Source organism: Pseudomonas putida, assembly GCF_005080685.1.
Lineage (GTDB): Bacteria > Pseudomonadota > Gammaproteobacteria > Pseudomonadales > Pseudomonadaceae > Aquipseudomonas > Aquipseudomonas putida_V.
Window position 1 is genome coordinate 5197517 of sequence record NZ_CP039371.1, and the last position, 17540, is coordinate 5215056.

Annotated in this window: 13 protein-coding genes; all 13 read right to left on the reverse strand. The window is 63.1% G+C overall.

Annotation, left to right across the window (positions count from 1 at the left end; translation table 11 throughout):
- Positions 1-113: 113 nt before the first annotated feature.
- Positions 114-959, reverse strand: coding sequence for a 3-deoxy-8-phosphooctulonate synthase (gene kdsA / locus E6B08_RS24275; RefSeq protein WP_136916286.1), 846 nt, complete (start codon positions 957-959; stop codon positions 114-116).
- Positions 960-962: 3 nt separating this feature from the next.
- Positions 963-2591, reverse strand: a complete 1629-nt coding sequence (locus E6B08_RS24280) for a CTP synthase (protein WP_136916287.1) — start codon at positions 2589-2591, stop codon at positions 963-965.
- A 269-nt stretch (positions 2592-2860) separates the two neighbouring features.
- Complete coding sequence (tilS, locus tag E6B08_RS24285) at positions 2861-4144, reverse strand: tRNA lysidine(34) synthetase TilS (RefSeq protein WP_136916288.1); 1284 nt, start codon at positions 4142-4144, stop codon at positions 2861-2863.
- Positions 4145-4281: 137 nt separating this feature from the next.
- Positions 4282-5229, reverse strand: coding sequence for an acetyl-CoA carboxylase carboxyl transferase subunit alpha (locus E6B08_RS24290; RefSeq protein ID WP_136916289.1), 948 nt, complete (start codon positions 5227-5229; stop codon positions 4282-4284).
- A gap of 105 nt (positions 5230-5334) precedes the next feature.
- Complete coding sequence (gene dnaE, locus E6B08_RS24295; protein WP_136916290.1) at positions 5335-8859, reverse strand: DNA polymerase III subunit alpha; 3525 nt, start codon at positions 8857-8859, stop codon at positions 5335-5337.
- 180 nt (positions 8860-9039) lie between these two features.
- Positions 9040-9663: a ribonuclease HII gene (rnhB, locus tag E6B08_RS24300; RefSeq protein WP_136916291.1), complete on the reverse strand. Its 624-nt coding sequence runs from the start codon at positions 9661-9663 to the stop codon at positions 9040-9042.
- Between the two features lies 1 nt (position 9664).
- On the reverse strand, positions 9665-10792 hold the full coding sequence (gene lpxB / locus E6B08_RS24305; protein ID WP_136916292.1) for a lipid-A-disaccharide synthase: 1128 nt from the start codon (positions 10790-10792) through the stop codon (positions 9665-9667).
- A gap of 1 nt (position 10793) precedes the next feature.
- Positions 10794-11570: an acyl-ACP--UDP-N-acetylglucosamine O-acyltransferase gene (lpxA, locus tag E6B08_RS24310; RefSeq protein ID WP_136916293.1), complete on the reverse strand. Its 777-nt coding sequence runs from the start codon at positions 11568-11570 to the stop codon at positions 10794-10796.
- The gene (fabZ, locus tag E6B08_RS24315) at positions 11567-12007 is read right to left on the reverse strand and encodes a 3-hydroxyacyl-ACP dehydratase FabZ (RefSeq protein ID WP_003252314.1); all 441 of its coding nucleotides are present in this window, start codon (positions 12005-12007) and stop codon (positions 11567-11569) included. The genes lpxA and fabZ overlap by 4 nt, the downstream gene beginning before the upstream one ends.
- Before the next feature lie 113 nt (positions 12008-12120).
- On the reverse strand, positions 12121-13176 hold the full coding sequence (gene lpxD / locus E6B08_RS24320) for a UDP-3-O-(3-hydroxymyristoyl)glucosamine N-acyltransferase (RefSeq protein ID WP_136916294.1): 1056 nt from the start codon (positions 13174-13176) through the stop codon (positions 12121-12123).
- Position 13177: 1 nt separating this feature from the next.
- Positions 13178-13681, reverse strand: a complete 504-nt coding sequence (locus E6B08_RS24325) for an OmpH family outer membrane protein (RefSeq protein WP_136916295.1) — start codon at positions 13679-13681, stop codon at positions 13178-13180.
- A 42-nt stretch (positions 13682-13723) separates the two neighbouring features.
- On the reverse strand, positions 13724-16072 hold the full coding sequence (bamA, locus tag E6B08_RS24330; protein WP_136916296.1) for an outer membrane protein assembly factor BamA: 2349 nt from the start codon (positions 16070-16072) through the stop codon (positions 13724-13726).
- Between the two features lie 74 nt (positions 16073-16146).
- A complete protein-coding gene (gene rseP, locus E6B08_RS24335; RefSeq protein WP_136916297.1) occupies positions 16147-17499 on the reverse strand; it encodes an RIP metalloprotease RseP in 1353 nt (450 codons plus the stop codon).
- Positions 17500-17540 lie beyond the last annotated feature (41 nt).

Consider the following 17540-nt stretch of genomic DNA (forward strand, 5'->3'; position numbering starts at 1 on the left):
TGGGAAATCCTTGCTTCACCAGGCGATAGCACGCGGCAGGCAGGCCTGATGAACAGGCCCCCTGACCGGCAGGTCAGGGGGAAACGGGCGGTACTTTACCCGAGAAATGAGCTTTACGCGGTTTCTACCGTCGGAAAACTCTTGACCAGGTCGTCCAATTGCTTGAGCTGGGCCAGGAATGGCTCCAGTTTGTCCAGGCGCAGCGCGCATGGGCCATCGCACTTGGCGTTGTCCGGGTCGGGGTGGGCTTCGAGGAACAGGCCAGCCAGGCCCTGGCTCATACCGGCCTTGGCCAGGTCGGTGACCTGGGCGCGGCGGCCACCGGCGGAATCGGCGCGGCCACCTGGCGTTTGCAGGGAATGGGTCACGTCGAAGAACACCGGGTATTCGAACTGCTTCATGATGCCGAAGCCGAGCATGTCCACCACCAGGTTGTTGTAACCGAAGCTGGAACCACGCTCGCAGAGAATCAGTTGATCGTTACCGGCTTCCACGCACTTGGCCAGGATGTGCTTCATTTCCTGGGGCGCGAGGAACTGGGCTTTCTTGATGTTGATCACCGCGCCGGTCTTGGCCATGGCGACCACCAGGTCGGTCTGGCGCGACAGGAAGGCCGGCAGCTGGATGATGTCGCACACCTTGGCCACCGGTTCGCACTGGTAGGGCTCGTGTACGTCGGTGATCACCGGCACGTTGAAGGTCTGCTTGATCTCCTCGAAGATCTTCAGCCCTTCTTCCATGCCCGGACCGCGGTACGAGGTGACCGACGAACGGTTGGCCTTGTCGAAGCTGGCCTTGAACACATAGGGAATGCCGAGCTTCTCGGTAACCCGCACGTACTCTTCGCAGACTTTCAATGCCAGGTCGCGGGACTCCAGCACGTTCATGCCGCCGAACAGCACGAACGGCTTGTCGTTGGCGATCTCGATGTTACCGACGCGAATGATCTTCTGGGTCATGAATCAGGCCTTGTTCTTCTGTGCCAGGGCTGCCTTGACGAAGCCGCTGAACAGCGGATGGCCGTCACGCGGGGTCGAGGTGAACTCGGGGTGGAACTGGCAGGCGACGAACCATGGGTGATCCTTGGACTCGACCACTTCGACCAGCGCGCCGTCCTCGGAACGACCGGAAACCACCAGGCCAGCATCGACCAGCTGCGGCAGCAGGTTGTTGTTGACCTCGTAACGGTGGCGGTGACGCTCGGTGATGATGTCCTTGCCGTAGCAATCGTGCACCTTGGAACCGGCAGCCAGCTGGCAGTCCTGTGCGCCCAGACGCATGGTGCCGCCCAGGTCGGAAGCTTCGGTACGGGTCTCGACTGCGCCGGTAGCATCGGCCCACTCGGTGATCAGGCCGACGACCGGGTGGCCGCTGTTACGGTCGAACTCGGTGGAGTTGGCGTCTTTCCAGCCCATCACGTTACGGGCGAACTCGATCACGGCCACCTGCATGCCCAGGCAGATACCCAGGTACGGCACCTTGTTCTCACGGGCGTATTGCACCGCGGTGATCTTGCCTTCGACGCCGCGCAGGCCGAAACCGCCCGGAACGAGGATGGCATCGGCACCTTCGAGCAGGCTGGTGCCCTGGTTCTCGATGTCTTCGGAATCGATGTAGCGCAGGTTGACCTTGGTACGGTTGGTGATGCCGGCGTGGCTCATCGCTTCGATCAGCGACTTGTACGCATCCAGCAGCTCCATGTACTTGCCGACCATGGCGATGGTCACTTCCTGCTCGGGATTGAGCTTGGCATCGACGACCTGGTCCCACTCGGACAGGTCGGCGCTGTTGCACTGCAGACCGAAGCGCTCGACGACGAAGTCGTCCAGGCCCTGGGCGTGCAGCACGCCAGGAATCTTGTAGATGGTGTCGACGTCTTCCAGGGAGATCACCGCACGCTCTTCGACGTTGGTGAACAGCGCGATCTTGCGGCGCGAAGAAGCATCGACCGGGTGGTCGGAGCGGCAGATCAGCACGTCAGGCTGCAGGCCGATGGAACGCAGTTCCTTGACCGAGTGCTGGGTCGGCTTGGTCTTGGTCTCGCCGGCGGTGGCGATGTACGGGACCAAGGTCAGGTGCATCAGCATGGCGCGCTTGGAGCCCACTTCGACACGCAGCTGGCGGATCGCCTCGAGGAACGGCTGCGACTCGATGTCACCCACGGTACCGCCGATCTCCACCAGGGCCACGTCGGCATCGCCGGCGCCCTTGATGATGCGACGCTTGATCTCGTCGGTGATGTGCGGGATGACCTGGATGGTCGCGCCCAGGTAATCACCACGGCGCTCCTTGCGCAGCACGTGCTCGTAGATACGGCCGGTAGTGAAGTTGTTGTTCTGGGTCATGGTCGTGCGGATGAACCGCTCGTAGTGGCCCAGGTCGAGGTCGGTCTCGGCGCCGTCGTGGGTGACGAACACCTCACCGTGCTGGAACGGGCTCATGGTGCCGGGATCGACGTTGATGTACGGATCCAGCTTGAGCATGGTGACCTTGAGCCCCCGCGCTTCCAGGATGGCCGCCAGGGAAGCCGAGGCAATGCCTTTCCCCAATGAAGAAACAACACCGCCCGTGACGAATATGTAGCGCGTCATGAAAAACCCTAGAAGTCTGCGTTAAGGCGGCCAGCGCCGCCGGAGAAAGCGAAGGAAGGCCGAAGCCCCCGATCACCTGCGTCAATCACAGTGCATCTCGAAAAACTGCCGCGTCTGTACAGACCAGGGGTATCCCCGGCATGGAGCTCGCTCGTCATTTTAAGAATCAGCCCAGCAAAAAACTGCTTGGTAATCGGCAACTGCTGTGTTTTCGAGGAACCCACAGAAGCTGTATCAAGAAGGGAGGGTAGTCTACCCGAATGTACCCTTCATCTCAAACCTTGCGCGTTCGTCGGCAACTGCCAGTGCAGCTGGCAATCGGCCTGCGCCAGGCCAGGCAGGTTGGCCACCGCCAGCAGGCGTTCGCCCTGGTACAGCAGCGGCAGGCGCGGGCGCATGAAATGCGGCACCTGCAGCTCGTTGAGCAAACGCTTCAGATCGCGCCGACCGCGACCGGGCAGTTCGAGTACCTCGCCACCCTGGCGGTAGGCGATATGCAGGCCTTCCAGAGGGCTCGGCGCCTGCAGGCTCACGCTGCCGTTGTCGGGCAATGCCAGCGGGATGCTCGGCTGTACCCAGGGTTGTCGCCCTTCGGGAGAGCTGAGCCAGTCGCCACTCAACCACCAGATACGCCCGTGGCTGCGGGCCAGTTGGCCATCGGCCAGGCGCCATGCGGGGCAGGCATCGATGGCAGCGTCCCGCAGGTCTACCCAGCCTGACCAGTGGCGTGCATCGGGTAGCCGGGTGCGGCGGCGCAGCCAGTATTGCAGGGCGTTGCGCTGGCGCGCCGGCGACAGGGCGACGAGCGCGGCAAGCTCGAGCGAGTCCAGCCCGGCCCATGGCCCTGGCGCGGCCGCCTCGGCTGCGGCGAGGTCGCCCTCGGCCATCTCGTCGAGCAGGCCCAGCGCCTCGCCCAGGTGCTCGGCCGAACGCGCCATGCTCTGCGCGGCCTGCGGCCAGCGTTGGTGCAACAATGGCAGCACCTCGCCGCGCAGGTAGTTGCGGGCGAAGTGCGTATCGCAGTTGGAGGGGTCTTCGATCCAGCTCAAGCCATGGGCCAGGGCATAGCCGTGCAATTGATCCCGGCTCATCGACAACAGCGGCCTGACCAGGCTGCCCTGCCCTAGCGGCCGCTGCCCCGGCATGCCGGCCAGGCCACGCAGGCCAGCGCCGCGCAGCAGGCGAAAGAGCAAGGTTTCGGCCTGGTCGTCGCGGTGCTGGCCAGTGAAAACGACGTCGCCGGGGTTCATCACCTGTTCGAAGGCGGCATAGCGCGCATCACGGGCAGCCTGTTCGAGGCTGGCGCCGGGGGCGACCTGGACGTGGATGACTTGGAGCGGTATGCCAAGCGCATCGCAGACGGACTGGCAGTGCGCGGGCCATGCGTCAGCGGCCGGTTGCAGGCCGTGATGAATGTGCAGGGCACGCAGCGGCGGGATGGCCTGGTGACGGGCGTGGTCAGCCAGCAGGTGCAAAAGGACGGTGGAGTCGAGGCCACCGGAGAAGGCGATGTACCAGGTGGGGGCGTTGCGCCAGGGGGTGAGATCAATCATCAGGACCTCGAACGGTTCGATACCGCATTCGCGGGCAAGCCCGCTCCCGCAGGTACAGCGCAAGCCTCATGTGCAGCGCAGACCTTGTGGGAGCGGGCTTGCCCGCGAATGGGCCGCGATGCGGCCCCGGCGATCTCTCAGAGGCCGTAGCTCATCAGTCGCTCGTAGCGACGGGCCAGCAGCGCGTCGTTGTCGAACTTGCCCAGCATCTCCAGTTGCTCGACCAGGTCGGCACGAATGCTTTCGGACATTTTCGCCGGATCGCGGTGGGCGCCGCCCAGCGGCTCCTGGATCACCTTGTCGACGATGTTCAGGCTCTTCAGGCGATCGGCGGTGATGCCCATGGCCTCGGCGGCATCGGCTGCCTTGTCGGCAGTCTTCCACAGGATCGAGGCGCATCCTTCCGGCGAGATCACCGAATAGGTGGAGTACTGCAGCATGTTCAGCTGGTCGCACACGCCAATGGCCAGTGCACCGCCGGAACCGCCCTCGCCGATCACGGTGGCGATGATCGGGGTTTTCAAGCGGGCCATGACGCGCAGGTTCCAGGCGATTGCCTCGCTCTGGTTGCGCTCTTCCGCATCGATACCCGGATAGGCGCCCGGGGTGTCGATGAAGGTCAGGATCGGCATCTTGAAGCGCTCGGCCATTTCCATCAGGCGGCAGGCCTTGCGGTAGCCTTCAGGGCGCGGCATGCCGAAGTTACGGCGTACCTTCTCGCGCACTTCACGGCCCTTCTGGTGGCCGATGACCATGACCGGCTTGCCATCCAGGCGCGCAGTACCACCGACGATGGCGGCGTCGTCGGAGAAGTGGCGGTCACCGTGCAGCTCTTCGAACTCGGTGAAGATGTGCTCGAGGTAGTCCAGGGTGTAGGGACGACGCGGGTGACGGGCCAGGCGGGCGATCTGCCAGCTAGTCAGGTTGCCGAAGATGCTTTCGGTCAGGGTGTTGCTCTTGTCTTGCAGACGGGCAATCTCATCGCTGATGTTCAGCGAGTTGTCGTTGCCCACCAGGCGCAGCCCTTCGATCTTGGCTTGCAGGTCGGCAATCGGCTGTTCGAAATCGAGGAAATTCGGGTTCATAGGCATCCGTCTTGGGTCTACGGCCAGGCGGCCGGCCGGTTGATCCGTTTGGCGCCCTACCTTAAGGGATCAGGCGCATTCAGGTCGAGATTAAAATTCGTCGGTTCAACGATATTGCAGGAAGACGTTCTCACGCCCGAACTGGTCACGCAGCGCCTGAATCAGGCCATCCGCTGGGTCGATCGACCATTCATCGGAGAACTGCAGCATGGCCTTGGCATCGCTGCCGGTGTATTCGAGCGTGATCGGGCAGCCACCTCGGTGGCGGGTGATCAACTCGCCCAGCCAGTTCAGGCGGTCGCCCTTGAGTGCATCGTGCGCCACTTTCAGGCGCAGGCTCTCGGCGAGCTTGGTCCGCGCATCCTCCATGGTCATCACCTGCTTGACCCGCAGGCGCAGCCCGCCGGAAAAGTCGTCATTGCTGACCTCGCCTTCGACCACCACCATCGCGTCGGTCTGCAGCAGCGCCTGGGCCGCCATGTAGGCGTCGGCGAACAGCGAGGCCTCGATGCGCCCGGAGCGGTCGTCGAGGGTGACGAAGCCCATCTTGTCACCCTTCTTGTTCTTCATTACCCGCAACGCAATGATCATGCCGGCCACCGTCTGCGTCTCGCGCGACGGCTTGAGGTCGATGATGCGCTGGCGGGCGAAGCGGCGGATCTCGGTTTCGTACTCGTCGATCGGGTGCCCGGTCAGGTACAGGCCCAGGGTGTCCTTCTCGCCCTTCAAACGCTCCTTGAGCGTCAGCCCGCGGACCTTGCGGTGGTTGGCGTAGACGTCGACATCCACCTCGTCGAACATGCTGCCGAATAGGTCGACGTGACCACTGTCAGCGGTATGTGCCGCCTGCTCGGCAGCCTTGATGGCCTCACCCAGCGCCGAGAGCAGGGTTGCACGGTTGATATCGATGCTGGCGTGGTAGGCCTTGATCTCGTCATGGAAGTGCGGGCCCAGGCGGTCCAGCGCACCACTGCGGATCAGTGCATCGAGGGTGCGCTTGTTGACCCGCTTGAGGTCGATGCGCTCGCAGAAGTCGAACAGGTCCTTGAACGGTCCGCCCTCCGCGCGCGCCTCGACGATCGCCTCCACCGGGCCTTCGCCGACGCCCTTGATCGCTCCCAGTCCATAGACGATACGGCCGTCATTGTTGACGGTGAACTTGAAGTCGGAGAAGTTCACGTCCGGCGCGTCGAGGCGCAGCTTCATGCTGCGTACTTCCTCGACCAGCACCACGACCTTGTCGGTGTTGTGCATATCCGCCGAGAGCACCGCGGCCATGAACGGCGCCGGATGGTGGGTCTTCAGCCAGGCGGTCTGGTACGACACCAGCCCGTAGGCGGCGGAGTGGGATTTGTTGAAGCCGTAGCCTGCGAACTTTTCCACCAGGTCGAAGATGTTACCGGCCAGGTCCGCATCGATATTGTTGGCAACGCAACCTTCGATGAAGCCACCGCGCTGCTTGGCCATTTCTTCGGGCTTTTTCTTACCCATCGCCCGGCGCAGCATGTCGGCGCCACCGAGGGTATAGCCGGCCATCACCTGGGCGATCTGCATCACTTGTTCCTGATACAGGATGATGCCGTAGGTAGGTGCCAGTACCGGCTTGAGTCCTTCGTACTGGTAGTCCGAGTGCGGGTAGGCCAGCTCGGCGCGGCCGTGCTTGCGGTTGATGAAGTCGTCCACCATGCCCGATTGCAGCGGGCCCGGGCGGAACAGTGCCACCAGTGCGATGAGGTCTTCCAGGCAGTCGGGCTTGAGCTTCTTGATCAGCTCCTTCATGCCCCGCGATTCGAGCTGGAACACCGCCGTGGTCTCGGCCTTTTGCAGCAGCTCGTAGGTCTTGCGGTCGTCCAGCGGAATGAAGTCGATGTTGACGTCGGGCAGGTTCTTCTTGGCCTGCTCGCGGTTGATGATCTCCATCGCCCACTTGATGATGGTCAGCGTACGCAGGCCGAGGAAGTCGAACTTCACCAGGCCCGCGGCCTCGACGTCGTCCTTGTCGAACTGGGTCACCAGGCCGCCGCCTTCTTCGTCGCAGGCGATCGGCGAGAAGTCGGTGAGCTTGGTAGGCGCGATGACCACGCCACCGGCGTGCTTGCCGGTACCACGGGTGACGCCCTCGAGCTTCAGGGCCATGTCCCAGATCTCGCGGGCATCTTCGTCGCCCTTGAGGAAATCGCGGAGGATTTCTTCCTGCTCGTAGGCCTTTTCCAGGGTCATGCCGACTTCGAACGGGATCATCTTCGACAGGCGGTCGGCCAGGCCGTACGACTTGCCCTGCACCCGCGCCACGTCGCGCACCACCGCCTTGGCAGCCATGGTGCCGAAGGTGATGATCTGGCTCACCGCGTTGCGGCCATAGGCCTCGGCCACGTAGTCGATCACCCGGTCACGGCCATCCATGCAGAAGTCGACGTCGAAGTCGGGCATGGAAACACGTTCGGGGTTGAGGAAGCGTTCGAACAGCAGGTCATAGGCCAGCGGATCGAGGTCGGTGATCTTCAGTACGTAGGCCACCAGCGAGCCGGCACCCGAACCCCGCCCGGGGCCAACCGGCACGTCGTTGTTCTTGGCCCACTTGATGAAGTCCATAACGATCAGGAAGTAACCGGGGAAGCCCATCTGGATGATGATGTCCAGCTCGAACTTCAGGCGGTCCAGGTAGACCTGGCGCTTCTCTTCGTAATTGGGCGTGGTCTCCTTGGGCCAGAGCACCGCCAGGCGCTCTTCCAGGCCCTCGTGGGAGACGTGGCGCAGGTAGTCGTCGATCCCCATGCCATTGGGCGTCGGGAAGTCGGGCAGGAAGTACTTGCCCAGTTGCACCTGGATGTTGCAGCGCTTGGCGATCTCGACCGTGTTGGCGATGGCATCGGGCAGGTCGCTGAACAGCTCGGCCATTTCCTCGGCCGACTTGAGGTATTGCTGGTCGCTGTAGTTGCGCGGGCGCCGCGGATCGTCGAGGGTCCAGCCCTCGCCGATGCAGACGCGGGTTTCGTGGGCATCGAAGTCTGATTGCTTGATGAAACGCACATCGTTGGTCGCCACCAGCGGCGCGCCGAGCTTGTCGGCCAGGGCCACGGCGGCGTGCACGTACTCTTCGTCACCCGCACGGTTGGTGCGCTGCACCTCGACATAGAAGCGCTCGGGGAACATGGCCATCCAGTCGCCCAGCAACGCCTCGGCGTCTTCCGTGCGGCCGTTCATCAGGGCCATGCCGATATCGCCTTCCCGGGCCGCCGACAAGGCGATCAAGCCCTCGCTGGCCGGGGCGATCCACTCGCGCTGGAGAATCACCAGGCCATTGCGCTGGCCATCGGTCCAGCCGCGCGAGATCAGCTCGGTAAGGTTGCGGTAGCCCTTCGGGTCCATGGCCAGGAAGCAGATCCGCGACAACGGTGCTTCAGGGTCCGCCCCGGCCAGCCACATGTCGGCACCGCAGATCGGCTTGATGCCAGCGCCCATGGCGGTCTTGTAGAACTTGACCAGCGAGCACATGTTGCTCTGGTCGGTGATCGCCACCGCCGGCATGTTCATCCCGGCCAGCGCCTTGGCCAGCGGTTTGATCCGCACCAGGCCGTCGACCAGCGAGAATTCGGAGTGTACGCGCAGGTGAACGAAGGGAACCGACATGGATGATCCTGTAGCAGTGCTGAACGACAAGGGCGGGATTGTAGCGTAAAAGGGCGGGGGTTTTGGGCTGCTGTGCAGCCCATTCGCGGGACAAGCCCGCTCCCACAGGTCCCGCACACATTTCACACCAGGCGAAGTACCTGTGGGAGCGGGCTTGTCCCGCGAATGGGCCAGATGGTTCTAGATCAGCGAGCTGGTGACGCCTTCACGCGCTTCCCAAGCCGCCCGCACCGGCGCGAACGAGCGCCGATGAATCGGCGTCGGGCCAAGCCGGGCCAAAGCCTCGAGATGCACCGGCGTCGGATACCCCTTGTGCCCACCGATGCCATAACCCGGGTAGATCAGCTCGAACGCACTCATCTCGCGATCGCGGCTGACCTTGGCCAGGATCGACGCGGCGGCAATCGCCGGCACCTTGGCATCGCCCTGCACCACCGGTGCGGCCGGCACCGCCAGCTTGGGGCAACGATTACCGTCGATCAGTGCGAGCTTGGGCGTGACGCTCAGCCCCTCGACCGCACGCTGCATGGCCAGCATGGTGGCCTGGAGAATGTTCAGCCGGTCGATTTCCTCGACTTCGGCCCGGGCAATGCAAAAGCTCAGGGCTTTTTCGCAGATCTCGTCGAACAGCGCTTCGCGCTTGGCTTCGGTGAGCTTCTTCGAGTCGTTGAGGCCGAGGATCGGCCGCGCCGGATCGAGGATCACCGCTGCGGTGACCACCGCGCCGCACAATGGGCCACGGCCCACTTCATCGACGCCGGCGACCAGGTCCTCGACCAGGTTGAAATCCAGTCCCATCTGCATGTCAGCGGTCCTCGAGCAGGGCCAGCACCGCGTCGGCCGCCTGGTTGGAGGCGTCGCGGCGCAAGGTGCGGTGAATCTCGTCGAAGCGCTCGGTCTGCTGGCGGCCATCGGCGACCAGCGGCGCCAGGGTCTGGGCCAGGGCTTCGCTGGTGGCGTCGTCCTGCAGCAGTTCCGGAACCAGTTCGCGTTGGGCGAGCAGATTGGGCAACGACACGTAGGGGCTTTTTACCAACCGCTTGAGAATCCAGTAGGTCAGCGGCGCAAGCCGATAGGCCACGACCATCGGCCGCTTGTACAACAAGGCTTCAAGCGTAGCAGTGCCCGAGGCGATCAACACCGCATCGCAAGCGGCCAGGGCCTGGTGCGACTGGCCATCGAGCAAGGTCAGCGGCAGGTTGCGACCGTCGAGCATCTGTTCGATCTGAGTGCGCCGCGTGGCATTGGCGCAAGGCAGCACGAAACGTACGCCGGGCACCAGCTGTTGCAAACGTTGCGCGGCGTCGAGGAACAATGCGCCCAGGCGCCCCACCTCGCCGCCCCGGCTGCCGGGCATCAAGGCCACCAGCGGCCCCTCGCCCAGGCCCAGCGCCTGGCGTGCGGCCTGACGGTCGGCATCCAGGGGAATCGTGTCGGCCAGCGGGTGACCGACGAAACGCACCGGTACGCCCTGCTCTTCGTAGAACCGCGCCTCGAACGGCAGCAGCGTCAGCATCAGGTCGCAGCCTTCGCGGATCTTCAGCACCCGCTTCTGCCGCCACGCCCACACCGAAGGGCTGACGTAGTGCACGGTCTTGATCCCGGCCTGGCGCAGCTTCAGTTCGATATTGAGGGTGAAATCGGGAGCATCGATGCCGATGAACACATCGGGTTTTTCGGCGATGAGCGTCTGGATCAGCGCCTTGCGCCGCTTGAGCAGCTCGCGCAGGCGCCCAAGCACCTCGACCAGCCCCATGACCGCCAGGCGCTCCATGGGGAAGTACGAGCTCAGGCCCTCGGCCTCCATCAGCGGGCCACCGACACCGATGAAACGCACATCGGGATGACGCGCCTTGAGCGCGTGCATCAGGCCAGAACCAAGAATATCGCCGCTGGCCTCACCCGCGACCAAGGCTACACAGAGCTGCGCCATGTCAGCGGGTGATGCCGCGGGCGGAGGTCAGGATCGACTGGCGGAACAACTCGACTTCAGGGTACTGGCCCGCCAGCTCGTCGAGTTCCTTGAGCGCGTCTTCCACGGTCAGGCCCTGGCGATAGACGATCTTGTAGGAACGACGCAGGGCGTGGATCACTTCATCGCTGAAGCCACGGCGGCGCATGCCTTCGAAGTTCATGCTGCGGGCTTCGGCAGGGCTGCCGAACACCGTGACGAACGCCGGCACGTCCTTGCCGATGGCCGTCCCCATGCCGGAAAACGCATGGGCACCGATATGGCAGTACTGGTGCACGAGGGTGTAGCCGGACAGGATTGCCCAGTCGCCGACGTGGACGTGCCCGGCCAAGGCGGTGTTGTTGACCAGGATGCAATGATTGCCGATCACGCTGTCGTGGCCGATGTGGGCATAGGCCATGATCAGGTTGTGGTCGCCCAAGGTGGTCTCGGCGCGGTCCTGGATGGTGCCACGGTGAATGGTCACACCTTCGCGGATCACGTTGTGATCACCGATCACCAGGCGGGTCGGCTCACCCTTGTACTTGAGGTCTGGGGTGTCTTCGCCGATCGACGAGAACTGGTAGATACGGTTGTGCTTGCCGATACGGGTCGGGCCCTTGAGCACTACGTGCGGGCCGATGACCGTACCTTCGCCGATCTCGACGTCGGGACCGACGATGGACCAGGGGCCGACTTCGACGCCGTCGGCCAGCTTGGCCGACGGATCGATGATCGCCCGAGGGTCGATCGAACTCATAGGGAGCGTTCCGCGCAGGTGATCTCAGCCGAGCAGACTGGCTTGCCGTCGACCAGCGCACGGCACTCGAACTTCCAGATCATGCTCTTGCGGCTGAGGAACTTGGCCTCGAGCACCAGCTGGTCACCCGGCAGCACTGGCTGGCGGAAACGCAGCTTGTCGGACCCGACGAAGTAATACAGCGTGCCATCTGCCGGCTTGGCATCGAGCATCTTGAAACCGAGGATGCCGGCCGCCTGGGCCATGGCCTCGATGATCAGAACGCCCGGCATGATCGGATGCGCCGGGAAATGGCCATTGAAGAACGGCTCGTTGATGCTGACATTCTTGTAGGCACGAATGCTCTGGGCCTCGAAGTCCAGATCCGTCACGCGATCTACCAGCAGGAACGGGTAGCGGTGAGGCAGGTATTCGCGAATCTCGTTGATGTCCATCATTTCGGGGGGAAGCCTGTAATAAGAATAGGGAGCGCAGGGGCTGACCGCACGCTCCTTTTGCAATCCAAAGAGGAGCCAGCTAGCGACTGTTCACTCTTGCTCAGGAAATGGTATCAGCCTTCTGATGCCGGCTGGCCACCTGAGGTCACGGTATCGACGCGTTTTTCCAGCTGCTGCAGGCGCTTGGCCATGTCATCCAGCTGGCGAATACGCGCGGCGCTCTTGCGCCAATCAGCCAGAGGCTGCATGGCAGTCCCGGAAGAATAAGAGCCCGGTTCGGTGATCGAACGGGTCACCATGGTCATTCCGGAAACGAATACGTTATCGCAGATATCGATATGCCCCACCAGGCCAACGCCGCCGGCGAGCATGCAGTGCTTGCCGATGCGCGCACTGCCGGAGATCCCGACACAGGCTGCCATGGCGGTGTGGTCGCCGATTTGCACGTTGTGCGCGATCTGTATCTGGTTGTCGAGTTTGACGCCATCACCAATACGGGTGTCGGACAGGGCACCGCGGTCCACGGCGGTGTTGACGCCGATCTCCACGTCGTCGCCAATGGTCACACCACCGATCTGGGCGATCTTCTGCCACACGCCCTTCTCGTTGGCGAAGCCGAAGCCCTCGCCGCCGATCACCGCGCCGGATTGGATCACCACGCGCTTGCCGATGGTCACGTCGTGGTACAGCGTAACCCGCGGTGCCAGCCAGCCACCTTCGCCGATCACGCTGCGGGCGCCGACCACGCAGTGGGCGCCGAGGGTGACATGGGCTCCGATACGTGCACCGCTTTCGACCACCACGAATGGCCCGACGCAGGCACTGGCATCGACCTGGGCGTCTTCCGCTACCACGGCGCTGGGATGAATACCCGCCACAGCCTTGGGCTTGGGATCGAACAGGTGCGAAATGCGCGCATATGCCAGGTACGGATCGGCAACGATCAGGGCATTGCCGGCAAAGCCTTCGGCATCCGCCGCCTTCAACAGCACCGCCGCGGCCTGGCTGTCATCCAGGTACTTGCGGTACTGCGGGTTGGCGAGGAAGCTCAATTGACCGGGGCCGGCCTCCTGCAAGGTAGCCAGCCCGGTAATCTGCACGGCCTCGGCGCCCTTGAGGGTGGCGCCGAGAGCCTCGGCCAACTGGCCGAGTGTCATGGTCACGGTCATATCAACGCGCTTGGTTCATGCGCTCGATGACTTGGCGGGTGATGTCGTACTGAGGTTTGACATCGATGACCGCACCGCGCTCGAGGACCAGGTCGTAGCCGCCTTTCTTGATCACTTCCTCGACAGCGCCGTCCAGCTTTGGCTTGAGCTGCTTGAGCATGTCACGGTCGGCCACGGCCTTGGCTTCGTTCAGTTCCTTGGACTGGAACTGGAAGTCGCGGGCCTTCTGCTTGAATTCGAGCTCCAGGCGCTCACGCTCCTGCTGCTGCATCTTGTCGCCGCCCTTGATCAGGCGGTCCTGGATGCCTTTGGCGCTGCTTTCCAGGGTCTTGAGCTTGGTCAGCTGCGGGCCAAACTTCTTCTCGGCATCGACCGCGTACTTCTTGGCCGCGTCCGATTCGAGCAGAGCCATCTGATAGTTCAGCACGGCAACCTTCATTTCAGCGAAAGCCGGGGTGGCGACCAGCGCCGCGGCCACGAAGGCCAGTTTGGTCAACTTACGCACGATGCACTCCTGGATAAACCGTTGTTTGAGCAAGGGCCGACCTTAGAAGGTCTGGCCCAGAGAGAATTGGAACACCTGGGTATCGGCGTCGTCCGGCTTCTTGATCGGCATCGCCAGGCTGAAGCTCAGCGGGCCGAGTGCGGTGATCCAGGTGACGCCGAGGCCCACAGAGCTGGCCATGTCCGAGAAACCGACCTTCGCGCAGTCCGGCTTGCTACCGCAGTTGGTGTCGAAGACGTTACCCACATCCCAGAACACGGAAGTACGCAGCGAGCGCTGGTCCTTGACGAACGGCAGTGGGAACAACAGTTCTACGCCGCCCTGCACCAGCACGTTGCCACCGAACGGCAGCGGGTCTTGGTCCGGGTCACGGACGGTACCATCGTTCTTGCCGGTACTTGGCGTACTGCGTGGGCCCAGGCTGCTGTCCTTGAAGCCACGTACCGAATTGAAACCACCCGCGTAGTAGTTCTCGTAGAACGGCAGGCCGGAGGTACCGCCAAAGCCATCACCATAGCCCAGCTCGGTGTGCAGGCGCAGGGTGTAGTCGTTGTTGATCGGCTGGAACAACTGGCCACGGTAGTCGAGCTTGTAGAACGACAGGTCGCTGCCCGGAATGGTCGATTCCAGGGTCAGGCTCTGGGAGTGACCACGGGTCGCCAGCACGCCTTTGTTCAAGGTCGACTCGGACCAGCCGATCGAGGCCTTGAAGTTGAGGAAGTTGTCACCCTCTTCTTCCAGGAAGTCGAAGATCTCGTCGACGGTGTACTTACCGGTCTTGATCTTGTCCTGCTGCACGCTCAGGCCGTAGGTCAGGCGCGAGGTTTCGCTGATCGGGTAGCCCAGGCTGACGCCGGCACCCAGGCTGTCCACCGCATAGCTGGCCACGTCGACGTCGAGGTCGTCGTAGTCGGTGCTGCGGTAGAACGCGTTGTAACCCAGGCTCACGCCATCGGCGGTGAAGTAGGGATCGACGAAGCCGAAGTTGTAGCGGGTCTGGTATTCCGAACGGGTCAGGCCGATGGAGACCTTGTTACCGGTACCGAGGAAGTTGCTCTGGCTGATCGAGCCGCCGAGGATCAGGCCGGCGCTCTGGGCGAAGCCGACGCTGGCGGTGATCGAACCGGACGCCTGCTCCTCGACGCTGTAGTTGACGTCGACCTGGTCGTCGGTGCCAGGCACCGGCGGAGTCTCGACGTTGACCTCCTTGAAGAAGCCCAGGCGCTCGAGACGGGTCTTGGACTGGTCGATCAGGTAGGTCGAAGCCCAGCCGCCTTCCATCTGGCGCATCTCGCGACGCAGCACTTCGTCTTCGGTCTTGGTGTTGCCGCGATAGTTGATGCGGTTGACGTAGGCACGCTTGCCCGGATCGACCACGAACGTGATATCGACGGTGTGGTCTTCGTCGTTGGCCTGCGGCACGCCGTTGACGTTGGCGAAGGTGTAGCCTTCGTTACCCAGGCGACGGGTGATCAGGTCGGAGGACGAGGTCATCACCTTGCGCGAGAATACCTGGCCCGGCTGCACCAGCAGCAGCGACTTGACCTGGTCTTCCGGCACCTTGAGGTCACCGGACAGCTTGACGTCGCGGACGGTGTACTTCTCGCCTTCGTTGATGTTGACGGTGATGTAGACGTGCTTCTTGTCCGGGGTGATCGACACCTGGGTGGAAGCGATGTCCATGTTGATGTAGCCGCGGTCCAGGTAGTAGGAACGCAGGCGCTCCAAGTCACCGGAGAGCTTTTCGCGGGCGTATTTGTCGTCGTTCTTGAAGAACGACAGCCAGTTGGTGGTGTGAAGCTCGAACAGCTGCCCCAGGGTATCGTCGTCGAACACGTTGTTGCCGACGATGTTGATGTGCTGGATGGCGGCCACGGTGCCTTCGTTGATCTTGATCTTCAACGCGACACGGTTGCGCGGCTGCGGCACCACCTCGGCGTCGACCTCGGCCGAGTAGCGACCCTGGGCCACGTACTGGCGCTGCAGTTCGTTACGCACGCCTTCGAGGGTGGCACGCTGGAAGATCTCGCCTTCGGCCAGGCCCGACTGTTTCAGGCCTTTCATCAGGTCTTCGGTGCTGATCGCCTTGTTGCCTTCGATCTCGATACTCGACACCGAGGGGCGCTCGACCACGTTGATGATCAGGACGTTGCCGTCGCGGTCCAGCTGGATGTCCTGGAAGAACCCGGTCTTGAACAACGAACGGGTCGATTCCACCAGGCGCCGATCATCGGCCTGGTCGCCCACGTTCAGGGGCAAGGCGCCAAAGACGCTGCCGGCGGACACCCGCTGCAGGCCGTTGACTCGGATATCGGAGATGGTGAAGGACTCGGCGTGAACTTCAGCGATCATCAGTGCGGACATGACCGCAGTTAGCAGCAGACGTTTCATGAAGTCCTTTTATTCCAACTGGCAATAAACAACCTGCCGCGAAAAGGCGGCAGGTTCGCAATTGAGCGAAGCTTTTATAGTCGACCCAGATCGTTGATCAGGGCGAGCAACATCACCCCTACGACCAAACTGATACCGATCTGGACCCCCCAACCTTGCACCCGATCCGACAGCGGACGACCGCGCGCCCACTCGACCAGGTAAAACAGCAAATGCCCCCCATCCAGTACGGGGATGGGCAGCAGGTTAAGAACCCCCAGGCTTATGCTCAGGTAGGCCAGGAAATTCAAGAAATCCCCCACGCCGGACTGGGCTGAAGCGCCCGCCACTTTAGCAATGGTTATCGGTCCGCTCAAGTTTTTTACCGAGAGCTCCCCGAACAGCATTTTCTTCAGCGACTCGAGGGTGAGCACACTCATGTTCCAGGTCCGCGACAGGCCTTCGCCCACCGCATCCACCGGGCCATAGCTGACCTCGCGGAGCATGTCGGCCGGCCATTGCGCGGCCTTGACGCCTGCGCCCAGGTAGCCGCCGGAGCCTTTGCCCTCGCCGTGACGGGCCAGGGTCACCGGCACCTCGAGCTGTGCACCGTCGCGTTCGACACGCAAAGTCACTTTTGTTTCCGGACGAGCGCGCACCGCGTCCACCAACTGCTGCCAGTCGCTCATTGCCACGCCATCGAGGGCCAGCAGCTTGTCGCCGGTTTTCAGGCCGGCAGCGGCAGCGGGACTCTTCGGGGCGATCTCGGCGAGCACCGGGGCAATCGCCGGGCGCCAAGGACGCAGGCCCAGGGACTGGATGGGATCCGGCTCGTCGGCGCCCTTGAGCCAGGCGTCGAGCTTGATCTGCAGGCGATGCTCGGCGCTCACGCCATCATCACGCACGCCCACCTGCAAGGTACCGCTCTCGCCCAGGCGGCGAACCAACTGCAAATTGACCGCCGACCAACCGCTGGTCGGTTCGCCGTCGATGGAGACGATTTCCTGGCCAGCCATCAGGCCTGCCGACGCGGCCAGGCTCCCAGGCTCGACCGCGCCGATCACCGGGCGAATCTGCTGGGTGCCGAGCATGGCCAGGATCCAGAAGAACAGGATTGCCAGGAGGAAGTTGGCGATCGGTCCCGCCGCGACGATGGCAATACGCTGGCGCACCGACTTGCGATTGAACGACTGCTCGATCAACGCTGGTGGCACCTCGCCCTCACGCTCGTCGAGCATCTTCACGTAGCCACCGAGCGGAATCGCCGCCACCACGAACTCGGTGCCGTGCTTGTCATGCCAGCGCAACAGCGGTGTGCCGAAGCCGACCGAGAAGCGCAGCACCTTGACGCCACAACGACGCGCCACCCAGAAGTGACCGAATTCGTGGAAGGTGACCAGAACACCCAAGGCCACCAGTGTGCCGATAATCATGTAGAGCGCAGTCATGTCTATCTCCGAATGACGTTCAGCGGAACCTGGAGGCCGGC

What these genes read in the sequence shown, in the direction of transcription:
- dnaE (WP_136916290.1), bottom strand. Translation starts at nt 8,859, where the DNA reads ATGTCGGTTCCCTTCGTTCACCTGCGCGTACACTCCGAATTCTCGCTG.
- rseP (WP_136916297.1), bottom strand. Translation starts at nt 17,499, where the DNA reads ATGACTGCGCTCTACATGATTATCGGCACACTGGTGGCCTTGGGTGTT.
- bamA (WP_136916296.1), bottom strand. Translation starts at nt 16,072, where the DNA reads ATGAAACGTCTGCTGCTAACTGCGGTCATGTCCGCACTGATGATCGCT.
- fabZ (WP_003252314.1), bottom strand. Translation starts at nt 12,007, where the DNA reads ATGATGGACATCAACGAGATTCGCGAATACCTGCCTCACCGCTACCCG.
- lpxB (WP_136916292.1), bottom strand. Translation starts at nt 10,792, where the DNA reads ATGGCGCAGCTCTGTGTAGCCTTGGTCGCGGGTGAGGCCAGCGGCGAT.
- lpxA (WP_136916293.1), bottom strand. Translation starts at nt 11,570, where the DNA reads ATGAGTTCGATCGACCCTCGGGCGATCATCGATCCGTCGGCCAAGCTG.
- tilS (WP_136916288.1), bottom strand. Translation starts at nt 4,144, where the DNA reads ATGATTGATCTCACCCCCTGGCGCAACGCCCCCACCTGGTACATCGCC.
- kdsA (WP_136916286.1), bottom strand. Translation starts at nt 959, where the DNA reads ATGACCCAGAAGATCATTCGCGTCGGTAACATCGAGATCGCCAACGAC.
- E6B08_RS24290 (WP_136916289.1), bottom strand. Translation starts at nt 5,229, where the DNA reads ATGAACCCGAATTTCCTCGATTTCGAACAGCCGATTGCCGACCTGCAA.
- lpxD (WP_136916294.1), bottom strand. Translation starts at nt 13,176, where the DNA reads ATGACCGTGACCATGACACTCGGCCAGTTGGCCGAGGCTCTCGGCGCC.
- E6B08_RS24280 (WP_136916287.1), bottom strand. Translation starts at nt 2,591, where the DNA reads ATGACGCGCTACATATTCGTCACGGGCGGTGTTGTTTCTTCATTGGGG.
- rnhB (WP_136916291.1), bottom strand. Translation starts at nt 9,663, where the DNA reads ATGCAGATGGGACTGGATTTCAACCTGGTCGAGGACCTGGTCGCCGGC.